The organism is Sphingomonas sp., from assembly GCF_041661825.1.
GTDB lineage: Bacteria > Pseudomonadota > Alphaproteobacteria > Sphingomonadales > Sphingomonadaceae > Sphingomonas.
The window spans coordinates 936,068-954,031 of sequence record NZ_JBAZTU010000001.1 but is presented as its reverse complement, the minus strand read 5'-3'; the positions used below and the strand labels follow the sequence as shown (position 1 = coordinate 954,031).

At 65.8% G+C, this 17,964-nt stretch carries 16 protein-coding genes; 3 read left to right on the top strand and 13 right to left on the bottom strand.

The annotated features are described in order from the left end of the window. Positions 1 to 132 precede the first annotated feature (132 nt). Genes WC729_RS04330 through WC729_RS04320 form a run of 3 tightly spaced genes read right to left on the bottom strand, consistent with a single transcriptional unit; the run spans position 133 to position 3,838 of the window. The gene (locus WC729_RS04330; RefSeq protein ID WP_372849890.1) at positions 133 to 2,355 is read right to left on the bottom strand and encodes a xanthine dehydrogenase family protein molybdopterin-binding subunit; all 2,223 of its coding nucleotides are present in this window, start codon (positions 2,353 to 2,355) and stop codon (positions 133 to 135) included. Then, positions 2,352 to 3,320 carry a xanthine dehydrogenase family protein subunit M gene (locus WC729_RS04325; protein WP_372849888.1) on the bottom strand — a complete coding sequence of 323 codons (969 nt, stop codon included), beginning with the start codon at positions 3,318 to 3,320 and terminating at the stop codon, positions 2,352 to 2,354. The genes WC729_RS04330 and WC729_RS04325 overlap by 4 nt, the downstream gene beginning before the upstream one ends. Then, positions 3,317 to 3,838, bottom strand: coding sequence for a 2Fe-2S iron-sulfur cluster-binding protein (locus tag WC729_RS04320; protein ID WP_372849887.1), 522 nt, complete (start codon positions 3,836 to 3,838; stop codon positions 3,317 to 3,319). The genes WC729_RS04325 and WC729_RS04320 overlap by 4 nt, the downstream gene beginning before the upstream one ends. A 108-nt stretch (positions 3,839 to 3,946) precedes the next feature. Between WC729_RS04320 and WC729_RS04315 the strand changes: the two genes are divergently transcribed. Then, positions 3,947 to 5,017 (top strand): glycerophosphodiester phosphodiesterase, encoded by a 1,071-nt coding sequence (locus tag WC729_RS04315; RefSeq protein ID WP_372849885.1) that lies wholly within the window; start codon positions 3,947 to 3,949, stop codon positions 5,015 to 5,017. Between the two features lie 11 nt (positions 5,018 to 5,028). Beyond that, positions 5,029 to 5,274: a hypothetical protein gene (locus tag WC729_RS04310; RefSeq protein ID WP_372849883.1), complete on the top strand. Its 246-nt coding sequence runs from the start codon at positions 5,029 to 5,031 to the stop codon at positions 5,272 to 5,274. 147 nt (positions 5,275 to 5,421) lie between these two features. Here WC729_RS04310 and WC729_RS04305 read toward each other — a convergent pair whose 3' ends face one another. The 10 genes from WC729_RS04305 to WC729_RS04260 form a co-directional block, all read right to left on the bottom strand. Further along, positions 5,422 to 6,315, bottom strand: a complete 894-nt coding sequence (locus WC729_RS04305) for an SDR family NAD(P)-dependent oxidoreductase (protein ID WP_372849881.1) — start codon at positions 6,313 to 6,315, stop codon at positions 5,422 to 5,424. A gap of 200 nt (positions 6,316 to 6,515) precedes the next feature. Then, positions 6,516 to 6,887: a VOC family protein gene (locus WC729_RS04300; protein ID WP_372849879.1), complete on the bottom strand. Its 372-nt coding sequence runs from the start codon at positions 6,885 to 6,887 to the stop codon at positions 6,516 to 6,518. 115 nt (positions 6,888 to 7,002) lie between these two features. Beyond that, positions 7,003 to 7,692: a helix-turn-helix transcriptional regulator gene (locus tag WC729_RS04295; protein ID WP_372849877.1), complete on the bottom strand. Its 690-nt coding sequence runs from the start codon at positions 7,690 to 7,692 to the stop codon at positions 7,003 to 7,005. Positions 7,693 to 7,773: 81 nt separating this feature from the next. Next, on the bottom strand, positions 7,774 to 8,409 hold the full coding sequence (locus WC729_RS04290) for a TetR/AcrR family transcriptional regulator (RefSeq protein ID WP_372851003.1): 636 nt from the start codon (positions 8,407 to 8,409) through the stop codon (positions 7,774 to 7,776). Positions 8,410 to 8,527: 118 nt separating this feature from the next. After that, positions 8,528 to 10,111, bottom strand: coding sequence for an AMP-binding protein (locus tag WC729_RS04285; RefSeq protein ID WP_372849875.1), 1,584 nt, complete (start codon positions 10,109 to 10,111; stop codon positions 8,528 to 8,530). After that, a complete protein-coding gene (locus tag WC729_RS04280; RefSeq protein ID WP_372849873.1) occupies positions 10,108 to 11,733 on the bottom strand; it encodes a carboxylesterase/lipase family protein in 1,626 nt (541 codons plus the stop codon). The genes WC729_RS04285 and WC729_RS04280 overlap by 4 nt, the downstream gene beginning before the upstream one ends. Further along, the gene (locus WC729_RS04275) at positions 11,730 to 13,034 is read right to left on the bottom strand and encodes a spinster family MFS transporter (protein ID WP_372849871.1); all 1,305 of its coding nucleotides are present in this window, start codon (positions 13,032 to 13,034) and stop codon (positions 11,730 to 11,732) included. The genes WC729_RS04280 and WC729_RS04275 overlap by 4 nt, the downstream gene beginning before the upstream one ends. 33 nt (positions 13,035 to 13,067) lie before the next feature. Continuing rightward, positions 13,068 to 15,386: a TonB-dependent receptor gene (locus WC729_RS04270; RefSeq protein WP_372849869.1), complete on the bottom strand. Its 2,319-nt coding sequence runs from the start codon at positions 15,384 to 15,386 to the stop codon at positions 13,068 to 13,070. 250 nt (positions 15,387 to 15,636) lie between these two features. Beyond that, entirely contained in the window at positions 15,637 to 16,332 is a 696-nt protein-coding gene (locus WC729_RS04265) for an esterase/lipase family protein (protein WP_372849867.1), read from the bottom strand. A gap of 30 nt (positions 16,333 to 16,362) precedes the next feature. After that, on the bottom strand, positions 16,363 to 17,055 hold the full coding sequence (locus tag WC729_RS04260) for a TIGR02117 family protein (RefSeq protein WP_372849865.1): 693 nt from the start codon (positions 17,053 to 17,055) through the stop codon (positions 16,363 to 16,365). Positions 17,056 to 17,078: 23 nt separating this feature from the next. On the opposite strand from WC729_RS04260, the gene phhA reads away from it, so the two are divergent. Continuing rightward, positions 17,079 to 17,954, top strand: a complete 876-nt coding sequence (gene phhA / locus WC729_RS04255) for a phenylalanine 4-monooxygenase (RefSeq protein ID WP_372849863.1) — start codon at positions 17,079 to 17,081, stop codon at positions 17,952 to 17,954. The last annotated feature ends 10 nt before the right edge of the window (positions 17,955 to 17,964 follow it).

Here is a 17,964-nt window from a genome sequence, read left to right as displayed (position 1 = left end):
GAAGGCCGGGGTCCAGGTACGGAGCGACTGCGACGGCGCGGTGCGCGCTTTTCCTTCTGTCCCCCAACTGGGCCCCGGCCTTCGCCGGGGAAGCAAGCCTTGGCGAGGCGAGGGCGCTGATACTTGCGGGAGTCATAAGTCCGGCAACCCCGCCAGCAGCTTGTCGAGCGTGATCGGAAAGTCGCGCACGCGCACGCCGCAGGCATTGTAGATCGCGTTCGCCACCGCGGCGCCCGCGCCGCAGATACCGAGCTCGCCGATACCCTTGGCGTGGAGCGGGTTGGTATGCACGTCGCGCTCGGTGAGGAAGGTCACCTCGATGTGCGGCACGTCCGCATGGGCCGGTACATGATATTCGGCGAGGTCGCGGTTGACGATCTTGCCGTTGCGCGGATCGTGGATCAAATCCTCGGTCAGCGCGCTGCCGATGCCGAAGATCATGCCGCCGATCGCCTGGCTGCGCGCGGTCTTGGCGTTGAGGATGCGTCCCGCCGCGAACACGCCGAGCATCCGCCGCACGCGTACCTCGCCAGTCACGGCATTGACCGCGGCCTCGCAGAAATGCGCACCATACGCCGCTTGTCGCGTGTCCTTCGCCTGCGCACCCGGGGAAATCTCGCCTGTCGCCCCGATCCCGTCGCCGACCAGCGACCCGAGCGGTACGCGGCGGTTCTCCGCGATGGCGAAGCCGTCCTTCAGGGTCAGCGCTTCGGTCGCGCAGTCCATCGCCTCGGCCAGCCGCGCGCGCAGCGCCTCGCAGGCGAGATAGACCGAGGATCCACTCGACGTCGCGCCATACGATCCGCCCGATCCCGCGGCGGGCGGGAAATCGCTGTCGCCCAGCCGCACATCGACCCGGTCGACCGGCAGCCCGAGCATCTCGCCCGCGATCTGCCCGAGGATGGTGTAGCTGCCGGTGCCGATATCAGTCATGTCGGTCTCGACCACGGCCTTGCCCTCGGGCGTGATCGCCACGCGCGCCGCAGAGGGACGCAGCAGATTGCTCCGCGCCGCCGCGGCCACGCCCATCCCGATCAGCCATTCCCCCTCGCGCCGCGTGCCGGGAGTCGCGTTGCGCTGGTCCCAGCCGAACTGCGCCGCGCCCTCGTCGAGGCAGCGGCTCAACTGGCGGGTCGAGAAGGGTACGCCGGATTCCGGGTCGACCGCCGGATCGTTGCGCTTGCGCAGCTCGACCGGATCGAGGCCCGCCGCTTCGGCCAGCTCGTCCATCGCGCCTTCCAGCGCGAGCATGCCGCTGCCTTCGCCCGGCGCGCGCATCGATCCGGACAGGAGCTGGTCGAGGCTGACCATGTCGTGCGTGATCAGCCGGCTCGCGCCGCCATAGAGGAAATGCGTCGCCACACCGGCGGGCTCGAAATAGGGCTCGCCGGGCAGGTTGCTGCAGATCGTCTCATGCCCGATCGCGGTCAGCACGCCGTGCTCATCGGCGCCGAGCCGCAGCCGCTGCTCGGTGTTGGAGCGCCGGATCGTCGTCTCGAACACCTGGGGCCGGCTCATCACGGCCTTGACCGGCCGTCCGACCGCCTTCGACGCGATCGCTGTCGCAACTGCCTCGGGCGCAAGGCCGAGCTTCGACCCGAACCCGCCGCCGACATAGCGCGAGACGAGCCGCACCTGCTCCGGCTTCAACCCCAGCGCATCGGCCAGTTGCAACCGGTTATGCGCCACCACCTGATAGGAGCCATGCACGGTCAGCCTGTCGCCGTCCCAGGAGGCGGTCGAGACATGCGGCTCCATCGCCGCGCTGCTCTGGCTCGGCGTGGTCCAGATGCGGTCGACCGACCAGGCGGCCTTGCGCATCGCCTCTTCGACATCGCCCTGGACGAAATGCGCGGGCACCAGCCGGTCGCCCGGCTTCTCCGCCTCGCCGCGCAGCTTGTGGAAATCGAACCGGCCTTCGACCGGCTCGAACGCGATCCGTACCGCGCGGGCGGCATCGCGTGCCTGTTCGAAACTTTCCGCGACGATGATCGCGACGATCTCGCCAGCATAGCGCACGTCGCGCACGCCCTGGGTCGGCGCCTTTGGGTTGCCGGCCTGTTGCGGGTTGCGCAGGAAGCGGTCGAGATCGGCGACCACATCGATCACGCCCGGCATCGAGCGTGCCGGGCCATCGTCGATACCGGTGACCTTGCCCCGCGCAAAGGGCGCGCCAACCAGATAGCCATAAGCGAGCCGGTCGAAGCGATATTCCGCCGAATAGGTCGCTGCGCCCGAGACCTTCAGCGGTCCCTCTGTGCGATCGATTCCTTCGCCAATCAGCCCCTGCGCGCCATGGTCGAGCAGGCTGACCGGGACCGGCCGGTCCATCTTCAGGGCGTTGGCCCGGCTCATTCCGCGGTCAAATCTCGCAGGCAGGCGATGAGCGTGCGGCGGGTGAGGGGGATCTTGAAGTCGTTCGACCCATATCCTTTTGCGTCCGCCAGTAATGCATCCGCCGCCGCCTCGAACACAGCGGTCGATGGCGCCTGGCCGATCAGCGACGCTTCCACCGCGGGATCTCGCCACGGCATCGGCCCGAGCCCGCCGAACGCCAGCGCGGCCGAGGCGATCTTGCCGTCCTCGACCGAGACGGTCCCCGCGACCGACACCAGCGCAAAGGCGTAGGAAGCGCGGTCGCGGACCTTGCGGTACAGCTGCGTGCCCTCGGGCGGCGGGGGCAGCTCGATATGCGTGATCAGCTCGCCCGGGTGGATCACCGTCTCGATATGCGGCGTGTCGCCGGGCAGGCAGTAGAAATCGCCGATCGGAATTCGCCGCCGGTCCCCGCCAGGCTGGAGCGTCACGATCACGGCATCGAGTGCGCGCATCGCCACGGCCATGTCGCTCGGATGAGTCGCGATGCAATGCTCGCTGGTGCCGAGGATGGCGAGGATCCGGTTGAACCCGCCGATCGCCGCGCAGCCCGATCCGGGCGCGCGTTTGTTGCACGGCATGGCGGTGTCGTAGAAATAATAGCAGCGCGTGCGCTGAAGCAGATTGCCCCCGGTCGAGGCCTTGTTGCGCAACTGCCCCGACGCACCGGCGAGCAGCGCGCGGCTCAGTACAGGATAGCCCTTGATGATGCGTGGATCGGCGGCAAGATCGCTGTTCGGCACCAGCGCGCCGATCGTCAGCCCGCCATCGCCGCGTTCCTCGATCGTCGCGAGATCTAGCCGGCTGATATCGACCAGCTTTTCCGGCGTCTCGATCTGCAGCTTCATCAGATCGAGCAGGTTGGTCCCGCCGGCGATGAAACGGCCGCCGGCCGCCACCGCTGCCTCTGGACTGTCCGCTTTGGCGTATTCGAACGTCTTCATGATGTGGCCACTTCGCGACCAGAGGGCGCAAGCCCGGCAACTTCGGAAATCGCGTCTACGATGTTGGGGTACGCCGAACATCGGCAGAGATTGCCGCTCATTCGTTCCGAAATCTCGGTGTCGGTCAGTTCCACATCCTCAAGCGACCCGCTGACATGGCTCGGCCAGCCCTTCGCCACCTCGTCGAGCATGCCCACCGCGGAGCAGATCTGCCCCGGCGTGCAGTAACCGCACTGGAACCCGTCATGCTTCACGAACGCCGCCTGGAGCGGATGGAGAGCGTCCGCGCTGCCCAGCCCTTCGATCGTCAAGATGTCATCTTCCTGATGCATCACCGCAAGCGTCAGGCACGCATTGATCCGCCGCCCGTTCACCAGGACGGTGCACGCGCCGCATTGGCCATGGTCGCACCCCTTTTTGGTGCCGGTCAGGCCGAGATGCTCGCGCAGCAGATCGAGCAGGGATGCGCGGATATCGGGATCGGCGTCGTGCTGGGCGCCGTTGATCGTGAAGTGCATGGGGTCGCCCCTCCTGGCTGATTGGGGTAACGCGTTTGGGAAGGATCGTTTCCGGCAATGGATAGCATAGTGAAACTTTTTCGTACGTCATTGCGCAAGCGAAATCTCGTGAGTTTCGTCCTCGCGCTGGCGCCTGCCACCGCGATCGGGCAGACCGCACCGGTGACGCAGCTTCCGACTTCAGCACCGCTTTCGCCGCCCATCGTCATCGCGCATCGCGGCGTCAGCGGGATGCGCCCCGAACATACGCTCGCTTCGTACGAACTGGCGATCGAGCAGGGCGCCGACTTCATCGAGCCCGATCTGGTGCCGACCAAGGACGGCGTACTGGTCGCCCGGCACGAGAACGACATCACCGAGACGACCGACGTCGCGAAACACCCCGAATTCGCCGATCGCAAGACGACCAAGGTGATCGATGGCGAGAAGCACACCGGCTGGTTCACCGAGGATTTCACGATCGTCGAGCTGAAGACCTTGCGGGCGAAGGAGCGGCTGCCGATGCTCCGCCCCGACAACAGCAAATATGACGGCCAGTTCGAGATTCCGACCTTTGCCGAAATCATCGAGCTGGCGAAGAAGCGCTCGGTCGGCGGGCGTACCATCGGCATCTATCCCGAGACCAAACACCCGACCTATTTCGCCTCGATCGGCCTGCCGACCAACGAAAAGCTCGTCGCGCAACTCAACGCCGCGGGCTGGAAGGATGCGACGGCGCCCGTGTTCATCCAGTCGTTCGAGGTGAACAATTTGAAGGCGCTGCACAAGCTGACCCGCGTCCGGCTGATCCAGCTGATGGACGCAAGCGGCGCGCCAGCGGACGGCGCCGCGCCCAGTTATGCCGCGATGGCGACGCCCGAAGGGCTGAAGGCGATCGCTGCCTATGCCTGGGGCATCGGCCCCAACAAGGACCTGGTGATGAAGGGCAATGATCTGCCCTCGAGCATCGTCGCGGATGCCCATGCCGCGGGCCTGCGGGTGCATCCCTGGACCTTCCGCGCGGAGAATTTCTTCCTGCCGTCCTCGATGCGGGTCGGCATCAATCCGCGCGGCCATGGCCGTCTTTCGGACGAAATCCAGCGTTATCTGGAGCTTGGCATCGATGGCTTCTTCACGGACTTCGCCGGTATCGGTGTCGAGGCCCGCGATGCCCGGACGAGGCTCACGCGCCCACAGTGAAAGAGAACCCGATGCGCAAGTTCCTGCTCCCCATGGTCGCCCTGCTTCCGCTGCTCGCCGGCGGGTGCGTCAGGACGGTGGCAAGCGTCGTCACCGCGCCGGTCAAGGTGGTCAGCCAGACCGCCGACTGGGCGACGACCAGCCAGGACGAGGCCGATCGCAATGCCGGCCGCAAGGCGCGCAAGGAAGACGAGAAGCGCGCGAAGGAAGAACGCAAGGCCCAGCGCGAGCGGGACAGGGAGCGCGATCGGGACTAGCGGCATGATCCGCTTATAGTAGCTTCCCCGGCGGAGGCCGGGGTCCAGTTGGGAAACAGAAGGAAAATGGCGCAGCGGCCGTTCCAGCTGTCCCCCGACTGGGCCCCGGCCTCCGCCGGGGAAGAAGAACTGGAGTGCTGACCGGGATTACCCCCGTATCGCAACCGCCTCCGAAACCAGCCCCGCATTGGCTAATTCCCGCTCGGCCTGCATGAAACCATAGTCAGGCACGATCTCGCCGGTCCGGTCAGAAACCTCGCGCCAATGCGCCACCACCTGCTCGCCCGCATCGTCGCCGGCACCGACATAATAGCCGTCCGACAAGGTCACGCTCGCCCGAGCGAAATGGCCCGCGCCCGCGCACAGAATTGCGCGCGTCGGCGCATCTTCGCCGACCAGCGCCAGCAGCCCGGGGCTGACCAGCGCCGGATCGAGCAACTCCAGACTCTCGTCGGCGAGCACGCCATGCGTCATCTGAGTCGCCGCGGTGGGGGCGAGGCAGTTCACCCGGACGCCGTATTTCTCGCCCTCGATCGCCAAGGTCTGCATCAGACCGACCAGCGCCATCTTCGCCGCGCCATAATTCGCCTGGCCGAAATTGCCGTAGAGGCCGGAAGAGGAGGTGGTCATCACGATGCGGCCATAGCGTTGCTCGCGCATGATCTCCCACACTGCCTTGCTGCAGATCGCGGCACCCATCAGGTGCACGTCGACCACCAGCCGGAAATCGTCGATGCTCATCTTGGCGAAGCTCTTGTCGCGCAGGATGCCGGCATTGTTGACGAGAATGTCGATCCGGCCCCAGCGCGCCATCACGCCCGCCACCATCGCGGCGATAGCGGCCTCGTCGGTCACCGATCCGGCGACGGCCATCGCCTCGCCCCCGGCTGTGACGATCTCGGTGGCGACCCGCTCGGCCGCTTCGAGGCCCAGGTCGTTGATGACCAGCTTCGCGCCCTGCCGTGCGAGGAACAGCGCATGCTCGCGCCCCAATCCGCCGCCTGAACCGGTGACGATCGCGATGCGTCCCTTCAGTGACATCCCACAGCTCCCCTTCTCGTTGATCTTGGGGCGCGGGATATCGCGAATCTCATTCACTCACAAGATAGCTAGTGTAATTCGCGGCAGCTTACCGAAGCTGATCTCCAACCAGCCACTCTGAAAATCCGACCCCTCGAGCGTTGCGCAACCGCCTTGGCGGCCGAGCAGGATAGCTCGGCCGACATGACGGCGATCGCCCTTTATGCGGCGGCGGGTGCGAACACGCGCAGCCGATGACCATCGGGATCGAGCGCAACGAAGGTCATGCCGAAGCTCATCGGAGTTGGAGCCTGCAGGATTTCCAGGCCGCGCCGTTTCCAGTCGGCGTGCATCGTCTCGACCGTGTCCGCGTCGGCAACCGCAAAGGCTATCTCGCTCGCACCGGATTGACCCGAGCTCTTCGGTTCGACGGTCTCCCGGCCCCACAGGCCCAGCATGACGCCGTCCCTGAGCGGCAGCATGGCGAAGCCAGGTTTCTGATCGAGGACGGGCAAGCCCAGCAGTTCATGGTAGAACGCCGCGCTGGCTGCATGATCTTCGACGTGCAGCAGCAGGAAGTTGAAATCGGGCATTGAAGGTCTCCTTGGATCGGCGCGGCGTGAGTTCGCCGGCCGGTGGGAGACATCTACAAAAGCATGCTGTCAGTTTATGTCAGTAGTCGTCGGCCAAGCATTCATTGCCCAGGAGTCATTGCTCCGGGATGTTCCGGACCATCCGCCACTCCTTCAGCAGCGCGGCACGCCGGCGCGGGTACCGGCCGGGCGTCACATCGAGCGTGGTGACGCGGTCGGTCCTGAAATGGCGATAGCCTTCGCGCAATTCGCACCATGCGACGACGACACGCACGCGATCGTAAAAGGCCAGCGCAAAGGGCCAGATGGCCCGGCTGGTGGCTACCCCTTGTTCGTCGGCATAGGCGATCTGCACCTTGCGTTCGGACCGGATTGCCTCGCGGATCGTGGCAAGTTCGGCATCTCCGGCGGCGATGGGCTCGCCCGGTCCGATCAGCAGCCCCGAGGCATCGATACTGTCCTTGAGATCGTCGGGAAGCACCGCGCCGATCTTGGCGAGCACATTGCGCGCCGCCTTGCCCAAAAGCCCGTCCGCCCGTTCCGAAACCCAGCGCGAGCCGAGCACCAGCGCCTCGATTTCCTCTTCGGAGAACATCAGCGGCGGCAGCATGAAGCCGGGACGGAGCACATAGCCGACGCCCGCTTCGCCATCGATGTGCGCACCTTGTGCCTTCAACGTCTCGATGTCGCGATACAGGGTGCGCAATGAGATGCCGAGTTCGTCAGCCAGTACGGCGCCGGCAACCGCTCGCCGATGCCTGCGCAGCACCTGAATCAGGTCGAGAAGGCGTTGCGCGCGAGACAAGGGCTGCTCACCCGATCATGGTCAAGGGAAGAGCCTGCTGCCATAATATGACAGCATCCGATGTCAAATCGGATTCAGGACCTAGCCCGCCTTCCCACCCGAATGCTGCCGGCACAGTTCCGCAAAACCGGCCGCCATGAACGACGCCATCCGGTCCTTCACCGCGACGAAATCGTCCGACTTGCACAGGCCGCCTGACAGCTTGTCGATGCGCCCGGTGCGCGCCAGCGTGAGCATCAGCGCGCCGGTGACGAAGTGATAACCCCAGAAGATGTCGGCCTCGGCGCAATCGGGCAGGGCCTTTTTCAGCAAACCGATCAGGCGCAGCACGACGGGGTCGAAATGCGCGTCCATCAGCTCGGCACCCCATTCGGGCACGTTCGCCACCTGCGCGCCGAGTGCGGCATAATTCTTCCAGCCCTCGCCGCCCTCGATATACAGGTCGAGATCGGTATCGAGGAACGCCCGCAGCGCCCCCTCGACGCTCGGCTTGCCGCCGGTCGCCGCCTCATATTCGTCGAGCGCCTTCATCCGCCGCTCGCTCGTCACCACCGCGCGCCGCGCGAACACCGTGTCGAACAGCGTCTTCTTGTCGTCGAAATAATAGTTGAGCAGCGTGTGGTGAACGCCCACGTTTTTCGCGACGTCCTTCAGGGTCACGCCGTACAGGCCATGTTTCGAGAAGAGATATTCGGCCGCGTCGAGGATCTGTTCCATCATGTCGGCGCGCTGTTCCGCCTTGGTGGAACGCCGGCGGGGTTTGACGTCTTCGGGCAAAGGGGGCCTTTCTGTCTTGCCGTGGGCCGCGTCGGCCAGCCGGCGGCTGGGCCCTGGCTCAAACGCTGCCATATTCCGATCTCAACCGTATCTTGTCGATCTTGCCCGTGGACGCCAGAGGCATGTGCCGCAAGCGCACGATCGCATCGGGAATCCACCACGGCGCGACCCGACCCTTCAGCGGCGCGAGCAAGGCCTCGTCGCTCATCGCCTGATGGTCGCGCATCTCCACCAGCAGGATCGGGCGCTCGCCCCATTTGTCGTCCTGCCGGCCGATCACCGCCGCCAGCGAGACTTCGGGCAGCGCGCCGACCACGGCCTCGATCTCGGCCGGGTTGATCCATTCGCCGCCCGATTTGATCAGGTCCTTGGCGCGCCCGGTGATGATCAGATTGCCGTCACCGTCGATCCGCGCGAGGTCGCCCGTCCCGAACCATCCGTCCGCGTCGGTCGCACTGTCCTCCTGCCCGAAATAGCGCTCGACCACCGCAGCGCCGCGCACGCGCAAATGCCCCTCGGGCCCGCGCTGCTGGGGCAGGGCGACGCCGTCGGCATCGACCAGCAACAGGTCGACCCCGATCGCGGGACGGCCCGACAGCGCGGCCGACCGCGCCGGATCGTTCGGCAGGGATACCGTGCCGGAGGGCGACAGCTCGGTCATGCCCCAGCTCGTCTGGATGGTGACGCCGAGCCGGCGCTCGATCCGCTCCATCAGTGCCGGGGGCAGGGGCGCGCCGCCCATGATGATTCGCTTCAGCGACGGTACCTGGCCACCGGTCGCCTCAAGATGCTCGACCAGGCCGAGCCACACGGTCGGCACGCCGACGGCAATCGTCACTTCCTCGGATGCGATCAGCCGCGCCAGGCTGGCACCGTCCGCCTGGCGCCCGGGCAGCACCAGCTTGCCGCCTGCCGCCGGCACCGCGAAGGGCAGGCCCCAGGCATTGGCATGGAACATCGGCACCACCACCAGCACGCTGTCGGCGCCGGAGATCGCCATCACATCGGCCTGCAACAGGCGCAGCGTGTGGAGGAAGCTCGACCGGTGCGTATAGGTCACGCCCTTGGGCGCACCCGTCGTGCCCGAGGTGAAGCACAGGCCGGACGGCGCGGTTTCGTCGAAGCCGCCCCAGGTCACATCGGCACAGGCCTCGGCGATCAGCGGCTCGAGCGCGAGAACTGATGCAGCGCCGGCCTTGGCATGCGCGGGGCCGTCGATGACGAGCACGCACTCGATCCCCGGCACACGCTCGACGATCTGGGCGGCGAGCGGCATCAGGTCGGCACTGGCGATCAGGATGCGCGCGCCCGATTGCTCGACCATCGCGCCGAGCTGCGCGCCGGTAAGCCGCGGGTTGAGTGTGTGGCATACCGCGCCCATGCCCATGATCGCATACCAGGCCTCGACATGCGCCTGGCTGTTCCAGGCAAGCGTGGCGACGCGGTCGCCGGTGCGCACGCCGAGTTCGGCCAGCACCGCCGAGACGCGCTGGCTGCGCGTCAACAACCCGGCATAGCCGATCCGGTAGACCCCGCCATCCTCACGCGCGGTGACGACTTCACGGCGGGGGTGCCATTTGGCGGCGTGTTCCAGGAACTTGTCGAGCGTCAGGTCGAACGGCTGCATTTCTCCGTCGATCATTTGCAGGTCGCCGCCTTTGCCAGAACCGGGGAGAAGACGCCGGTATTCCAGTTCCATGGCTGGTCCCCCGCCGCACGCCGGCGGCACACCGCCGCTTCGTGCAGCGCGAACATGCCCGGGAAGAGCTTCTTGCCCGGCGTCGACGCCTGGGCGAAGGCCATGTAGTTCGCGTCCTTGCCATAAGGCTGCCAGGCGGGCTGGCCCTTCGCGACGGGGTCGCCGGTGGTCGCGAACGACACCCAATAGCTCATCATCGCATCGGACAGGCGGCGCTCGGCCAGCGCGTCGGGCACCTTGGGCCAATAAGGCGGGGTCTGGCCCGCCGTGCCGAAGACATAAGGCAGTTCGGAGGCGTGGAAGGCGTGCAGCCCATTGTCGTCCGCCGCCGGATAGCCATGATCGAACAGATAGAGATAACCGCGCTGGCCGATCGCGGTCTGGCCGATCGCAAGCCGCGTCGAGGTCCAGCCGTAAAGCGCGTCGCGGGTGTTCGCGAGCATGCTCTCGTCGATCGTGGCCGAGGGATAGAGCCCGAGATAATAGTCGGCGAGATCGCCATAGCGGCTGCGGATCACTGCCTCATAGGCCGCGGCATTGGCAGGCGCGGGCGGCAGCAGCACGCGGAGCGACCGGATCTCGCCGCTGTTGAAGCCGGCGAGCACCGGCACGGGCGCCTGCTCGCCGCGATCCCAGGTGTCGACCAGCTGGCGCGTCAGGACCTTGCCGTCGATTGCGCCCCACGGGCCATAGCCCTTGGCCGCGGCGGTATCGGTGAGCTTCTCCGCGTCCATCGCGCGCAGCGCCGGCAGGTCTGCAGCACCCAGCACCGTCATGGCCTGCGTTCCCGCGGCTTCGGCGGAGGGCGTGCCGTGTGCCGTCTGCTTCAGCTCGGGGGTGGAGACCATATAGGCGCTTTCCGCGATCGCCTTGTGGAACAGCCCGCGCGCCCTGGGCGAGGCCATCAGGTACATGACGCTGAGCGCGCCCGCGGATTCACCCGCGATCGTGACGTTGCCGGCATCGCCGCCGAACGCGCCGATGTTGCGCTTCACCCAGTCGAGCGCGGCGATCTGATCGAGCAGGCCGTAATTGCCCGAAATGCCTTCCGCCGATTCAGCGCTCAGCGCGGGATGCGCGAGATAGCCGAGAATACCGAGCCGGTAGTTGATCGAGACGACGATCACGCCTTTCCCCGCCATGCGCGCGCCGTCATAGACCGGCTCATGGCTGTAGCCGCTGACCAGCGCGCCGCCATGGATCCAGACGAACACCGGCAGCTTCTTCGCGGCCTTCGGCGCCCAGATGTTGAGCGTCAGGCAGTCCTCGCTCATCTTCGCGGGCAGGTTGGTGTAGATGCTGGTGATCTTCGAATGCGGCTGGACGCAGGCTGGCCCGAAGTCCGTCGCCTTGCGCACGCCTTGCCAGGCGGAAAGGGGGGCCGGGGCCTTCCAGCGCATCGCCCCCACCGGCGGCTGAGCATAAGGGATGCCCTTGAAGACGCTGACATTGCCCTGGACGTTGCCCTGCACGGTCCCCGCCGGGGCAGTGACCGTCGTCGATTGGGCAAGCGCCGGGCCGGCGACCAGGACAGCCGCGAGCGCGGCGAGGCAGTATCGTTTCATGCGGATATCTCGACGGAGTTGCGGCTTTCGCGGCGCAGAATGCGCGCGAGCCAGAGGAAGAGCGCGATCGCGATCAGATAGAAGGGCGTCAGCGTGTACAGCGCCGATTGCAGATATTGGGCATGACCATGCGCCTTGAACCAGTCGCTGGCCTGGCCGACCCAGGTCGGCCCGAGCCCGAGGCCGATGAAGTTCATCACCAGCAGCAGCAGCGCACCCGCGAGCACGCGTTGGTTGGGCCTGACCTCGTCCTGCACCAGCGCCACCGACGCGGAGAGATAGAAATAGTTGAACATCATCACGACCGCGAGCAGCGCGAGCGCCAGCGGCCAGGTCGGCGCCCAGATGAAGGCGAGGTAGAAGGGCATCGCCACTGCAAGCGATACAGCGGGCGCGACGGCATAGCCTGCGCGTGAGGTCCGCGTCAGGCGGTCGATAACCCGGCCGGAAATCACCATCCCACCGCCCATGCCGACAACCAGCACCAGCGCATACCAGACCGCGACTTCGCTCAGCACCATGCCCTTGTCGCGCATCAGGAACAGCACGGCGAAATTGCCCAGGCCGTAAGTGACGAACTGAGTCGCACCGCTGCCCAGCGCCGCGAGCATCAGCACGGGATGCGAGAAGAACATGCGCACCGTCGGCCAGAATTCGGCCTTTTCCGGCCCGCCGTGCAGACGCACCTGGTCGGTCGCGCCGCGCTCCGGCTCGCGGAGGAACAGCCGCACCAGCAGCGCGGTGACGATCCCGATCGCGCCGATGATGATGAAGGGCATGCGCCAGCCGAACCGCTCGGCGATCGCGGCGCCGAACGCGACGCCGATCGCGGCGCCGATCGCCGGGCCGAGATTGAAGATGCCGAGTGCCGCGGCGCGTTTGCCGGGCGGGTAGGTGTCGGTGATGATCGCATAGGATGGCGGCACCCCGCCGGCTTCACCGAAACCGACGAGCATGCGCGCGACGACGAGCTGCGGGTAAGTCGCGGCCATGCCGCAGGCGATGGTCGCGCCGCTCCAGATCGCACAGGCGAGCGACAGCACGTTGATCCGGTTGGTCCGGTCGGCGAGCCAGCCGACCGGGATCGCGATGAAGCAATAGAACATCGCGAAATAGAGCCCGCCGATCAGGCCGAGCTGGCCGTCGCTGACCTGCAGCGAATCCTGGATCGGCTTGGCGAGGATGCCGATCAGCTGCCGGTCGAGGAAATTCAGGACATAGACGAAGGTGAGCGTGATCAGCATGATCCAGGAGCGCGTGCCGATCGCCCGGGTGGAACGCGCAGCGGCCGGCTCCGTCATGCCGATCGGAGGGACGGAACCGGCCGCCACCGATCAGAGCCCGTAGCCGAGGCGGATGCCGATGGTGCGCGGCCGAAGCGTGCCGAACCGGCTGACGAGAAATGCTTCGGGATGGATGTAGGTGACCGAGTGATCGTCGAAGAGATTCTCGACATAGAGCTGCGCCGAAATGTCGCCGCGCTTCAGGCCGAAGGTCAGGTTGGTGTTCACGAACTCGTCGGTCTCGCCAAAGGTCACCAGCCGCACGGTCGGCGCGCCCGGGGTGTTCGGGAACGAGCTGTTATACGACCCGACATATTGCGCATTCACCGCGAGATTGGCCCTGGTGTCGTTGCCCAGGTCAAAGCCATAGGATGCGTAGAGCGCCCCCTGCAGCCGCGGTGCGGAGAGCCTGTGGCCGAGCACGGCGCCGGAAATCGCCGCTTCGGTCGCACTGAGCTTGGTGATCTTCGAATCATTGTACGCAGCGTTCAGCCCGAGGAACACGCCTTTGGCGGGAATGATGCCCATCTCGACTTCGAAACCCTTGCTGCGTGCCCCGCCGATATTGGTGGCGAACTGCACTGAGTCCGATACGCGATTGGCCTGCGCCTGGATATTGCTCCAGTCGATCAGATAGGCGGCGAGGTTGATCGTCACCAAGCCGTTGAGGAAACGGCTCTTGGCACCGATCTCATAGCTTTTCAGATCGTCCGAAGAGGCGCCGTTGGGGATGATGATGTCGTTGGGATTGACCAGGCTCGCCCGGCCGGCGAACGCGTTGACGATCGGGGCGCGGAAGCCGGTGGAGAAGGTGGCGTAGGTCGTGACCGAGTCGGTCGGCTTGAAGCTGGCGCTCGCTTTCCAGCTGGGCTTCGACCCCGATGCCTTTACCCCCGTGACCGCGGCATAGGGCGTGAAGGTGTCGAACTTCACCGGAATATTGAGCAGCGAATAGGTGAAGTAGTTCTGGCCGAACGCAGTCGCGAGGTACCCGCCGGCTTCAGTGAAGCCCTGGGCCGAGGTCCTGCCGTAGCGCATGCCGCCGGTCAGCCAGAACTTGCTCGAGAAGCGATAGGTCAGCTCGCCGAAACCGGCGAGCTCTTCGCTGATCGAATGGGTATATTGCTTCTGGTAATATTGGTCGGGCAGCCCGGTCAGGCCGCGTGCCTGCAGGAAGGGAAGGCTTGAGCGGTAGAAATAATCGACGTCGCGGCGGCGGTGCAGGTAGAAGCCGCCCAGGGTGAACTGCAGCGGGCCGTCCAGCGAGGAGACGAGACGGGTCTCCTGCACGAACACCTTGTCATAGCCGTTCGCATCGAGGCCGAAGGCGATCGGCGCACCGGGGAAGGATCCAGGCGCGAAGGTACCCGCGAGATCGACCCAGAAGCGCTGGTCGAACTTGGAATAGGTCGACGAGCTCGTCAGCCGGGCGAAATCGAACTCATAGTCGAGCGTGCCGTTGATCACGGTCTGCTTGCCGGTGAAACGGTCCGGCTGGTCCGAGACGCGCTTCTCGCGCCCGAGCGACGGGCTGGTCAGCGAGGAATCCTTGGGATCGCTGTTCTCGTAGGAGCCGAGCAGCTTGATCGACAACCGGTCGGTCGGTCGCCACAGCGCGACGAGGCGCCCGCCCCAATCGACCAGCTTGTTCGAATTGTGGACGCCGGTCCCGACATTGTCGAGATAGCCGTCCTCATGGCGATAGAAGCCGACGCCGCGGATCGCGAGCTTGTCGGTCACGACCGGGACATTGACCATCACATTATAGCGCTGGCGTAGCGAATCCGATCCGGTGAGACCGATATCGGCAAGCGCGGAATAGTCGAAGTCGTGCAGGTTCGGGCTCTTGGTCAGGATGCGCATGGCGCCCGACAAAGAGCCCGATCCGAACAGCGTGCCCTGCGGCCCGCGCAGGAACTCGACGCGCTCGACATCGAACAGGTTGGGATCGACCACGGTGGTGTTGCCGATCGTCGAGACCGGCAGCTCGTCGATATAGACGGCGACCGAGCTTTGCAGATTGGCGTTATAGCCATTGGTAGCGATGCCGCGCGCCGTAAAATTGTTGAAATTCTGGGTGGGGCGGTTGAGCACGATGCCGGGCGTCTCGCGGGCGATGCCTTCGAAACCGACGATGCCCTTTTCGGTCAGCTGCTCCTGCGAGAAGGCCGTGATGCTGAGCGGCACGTCCTGGATGCGCTCGTTGCGGCGCGTGGCGGTGACGATGATGTCGTTGCCGGACGCATCGGTGGCGTCCTCCTGACCGGTCGCCGGCGCGGTCGATTCCGGTGCGGTGCTTTGTGCCTGCGCTGGCGTTGCCGAAACGACGATCGCAGTGACGCAAGCCGACGCAAGAAGAATGGCCCTCATGCTCTCTCTCCCAAAACGCCGATCGTTGATGCCGGCGATGTGAGGGGGAGGATGCCGATCTCGCCTCCTGTTGTCAACACTCACTCTCACGAGTGTGAATAACATTGAGAGGTGTCTGGAGCGACCGGAAAGTCCCCCTCCCGCTTGCGGGAGGGGTTAGGGGAGGGCATGTCTTCAACGGGGAAGCTAGACAGGCCCATCCCCATCCCCATCCCCGACCCCTCCCGCAAGCGGGAGGGAAGGAAGAAGCCTATTCCCCGCCCAATATCTTCGCGATCGCCAGCAACACCTCGGGCCGCACCTGCACGCCCATATGGCTGCTCCGCACCTCGACGTTGCGGCATCCCGGTTCCTGGCAGATCGCGCCGTTGACCAGCCCGTCGCTCGCGCTCCAGATCGCCGTCGCGGGGACGGGCAGGGGCTCGGCCACTTCATGTCCCAGCGCCACCACCTTGGGGTCGTCGATCCGGTCGCCGGTCAGCCATTCGAAGGCGCGCCACACATTGGTCGCGCGTGGGCTGCCGGCGAAGGGCGAGCTGACCGTGATCACTTCGCGCACCAGATCGGGCATGCGGTGCGCGGCCATGCGCGCCATGATCCCGCCCAGGCTGACGCCGATCAGGGTGACCTTCTCGCCGGTCTCGTCATGGATTTCGCGGATCCGCTCGAACAGCTTCTCGCCCTCCGGCCCGATCGCGCGCGCGCCGAGATTGCGGCCCAGCCCCCAGCCATAAGCGCGGTAGCCGAGCCGGTTGAGGTAGTTGCGCATCGCGAAGTTCGACCGGTCGGCATTGACCAGACCGGGCAGGATCAGGACCGGCCGCCCATCGCCCTCCGGCCCCGCGGCGAGCATATTCCGGTCCCAGAAAAGCTGTCCGAGCCCGAGCGCCCCGCGCGGCAGCTCCATCGCCCACAGCAGCAGGGAGGGCGCTTTGGTGTCAGTCATCATCATTTGAACCATCCAGCCCCGTTCGCATCATGCGAACCATCCTAGCACCGTCACGGGAAAAGGCGTCCAGACGCCGACCCGCACGCCGGCATGGCGCAGCGCGTCACCGGTCCAGGCATTGCAGGTCTGGACCGCACTGTACCGGCCCCGCGCGTCGTAAAAGGCGTCATAGGGGCCATAGCCGAACTGGTGCACCGGCCGCTGGCCATTCTCGCTTCGGAAGCTCGCGCGGATGAAGGCGGCAAGGCGGCGATACTCCTCGGGGCGCAGCAATATGCTGCGCACATCCGCATCAACGCGCGGCTCGGGCACATGGTCCACATGCATCACCGTGCGCTCGCTGCCCGACGCTGCGGCGAGGATGGTCAGCGGTTTCACATCGGCCCAGGTCGGCGTCTCGAGATAGAAGGTCCGGTCGCCCCAGCCGATCGAGACATGGCTGTACCGGGCATAGCGCGGGTCGCGCAGGTCCTCGGGGCGAAGCAGGTCGCGCCAGTCCTCGCCGCCGCCGACCTGCGGCAGGACGATGCCGGTGTGGACGCCGTTGCTCTCGACATAGATGCGAATGCCCGACTCGGGCTCGGTCCAGGCGCCATTGGAAGGCAGGGCCCCGCCGACCATCCCGGCCGTGGCATAGGCCAGCAGGATCCCGATCAGCCCGGCAAACGCTGCTCCAACCAGCCTTGCACCGTTTCGGAGCGGGTGGATTTTCGGCGGCATCGCGAGTGTGATAGGGTAATATCATGGCCGAAGAAACGCATGTTCTCGATCGTCCGCCGGAAGGCGCGGGCCCCGACTGGACCGTTCCGCAGGACTGGGCCCATTACACCGCGGAGGAGCATGCGGTGTGGGACACGCTGTTCGACCGCCAGGCGAAATTGTTGCCCGGCCGCGCGTCGGAGACCTATCTGCGCGGGCTTGACGTGCTCAAGCTGTCCAAACCCGGCATTCCCGATTTCGAGGAACTGTCCGAACGGCTGATGGGCCTGACCGGCTGGCAGGTCGTGGCAGTGCCGGGGCTTGTGCCCGACGATGTGTTCTTCGATCACATGGCCAATCGCCGCTTCGTCGCGGGCAATTTCATCCGCCGGCCCGACCAGCTCGACTATCTGCAGGAGCCGGACGTGTTCCACGACGTGTTCGGCCATGTGCCGATGCTCGCCGACCCGGTGTTCGCCGATTATCTCGCAGCCTATGGTCGCGGCGGCCAGCGCGCGCTCGAACTCGGCGCGCTCAAGCATCTCGCCCGTCTCTACTGGTACACGGTCGAGTTCGGCCTGATCGCCGAGCCCGAGGGACTGCGCATCTACGGATCGGGCATCGTCTCGAGCTTCGCCGAAACCCGCTTCGCGCTCGACGATCCAAGTCCCAACCGCATCGCCTTCGACCTGAAGCGGGTGATGCGCACGGAATACCGGATCGACGATTTCCAGCAGAACTACTTCGTGATCCCGAGCTTCGACGAACTGCTCCGCCTGACCGTCGAGACCGACTTCGCCCCGCTTTATGCCGGGATCATGGCGCAGCCGGACGTGCCGGTAGCGGAGATACTTCCGGACGATCTGGTGCTGACGCACGGCACCCAGGCCTATGCGCTGGAGAAGGCGGCGGCGCTTTAAATCCCCCCCG

Excerpts from the sequence above, each read along its gene's own strand:
- WC729_RS04330 (WP_372849890.1), bottom strand. The coding sequence starts at position 2,355 with ATGAGCCGGGCCAACGCCCTGAAGATGGACCGGCCGGTCCCGGTCAGC.
- WC729_RS04300 (WP_372849879.1), bottom strand. The coding sequence starts at position 6,887 with ATGCCCGATTTCAACTTCCTGCTGCTGCACGTCGAAGATCATGCAGCC.
- WC729_RS04265 (WP_372849867.1), bottom strand. The coding sequence starts at position 16,332 with ATGACTGACACCAAAGCGCCCTCCCTGCTGCTGTGGGCGATGGAGCTG.
- WC729_RS04275 (WP_372849871.1), bottom strand. The coding sequence starts at position 13,034 with ATGACGGAGCCGGCCGCTGCGCGTTCCACCCGGGCGATCGGCACGCGC.
- WC729_RS04320 (WP_372849887.1), bottom strand. The coding sequence starts at position 3,838 with ATGCACTTCACGATCAACGGCGCCCAGCACGACGCCGATCCCGATATC.
- WC729_RS04310 (WP_372849883.1), top strand. The coding sequence starts at position 5,029 with ATGCGCAAGTTCCTGCTCCCCATGGTCGCCCTGCTTCCGCTGCTCGCC.
- WC729_RS04280 (WP_372849873.1), bottom strand. The coding sequence starts at position 11,733 with ATGAAACGATACTGCCTCGCCGCGCTCGCGGCTGTCCTGGTCGCCGGC.
- WC729_RS04290 (WP_372851003.1), bottom strand. The coding sequence starts at position 8,409 with ATGGAACAGATCCTCGACGCGGCCGAATATCTCTTCTCGAAACATGGC.
- WC729_RS04270 (WP_372849869.1), bottom strand. The coding sequence starts at position 15,386 with ATGAGGGCCATTCTTCTTGCGTCGGCTTGCGTCACTGCGATCGTCGTT.
- phhA (WP_372849863.1), top strand. The coding sequence starts at position 17,079 with ATGGCCGAAGAAACGCATGTTCTCGATCGTCCGCCGGAAGGCGCGGGC.
- WC729_RS04325 (WP_372849888.1), bottom strand. The coding sequence starts at position 3,320 with ATGAAGACGTTCGAATACGCCAAAGCGGACAGTCCAGAGGCAGCGGTG.
- WC729_RS04305 (WP_372849881.1), bottom strand. The coding sequence starts at position 6,315 with ATGTCACTGAAGGGACGCATCGCGATCGTCACCGGTTCAGGCGGCGGA.
- WC729_RS04260 (WP_372849865.1), bottom strand. The coding sequence starts at position 17,055 with ATGCCGCCGAAAATCCACCCGCTCCGAAACGGTGCAAGGCTGGTTGGA.
- WC729_RS04285 (WP_372849875.1), bottom strand. The coding sequence starts at position 10,111 with ATGATCGACGGAGAAATGCAGCCGTTCGACCTGACGCTCGACAAGTTC.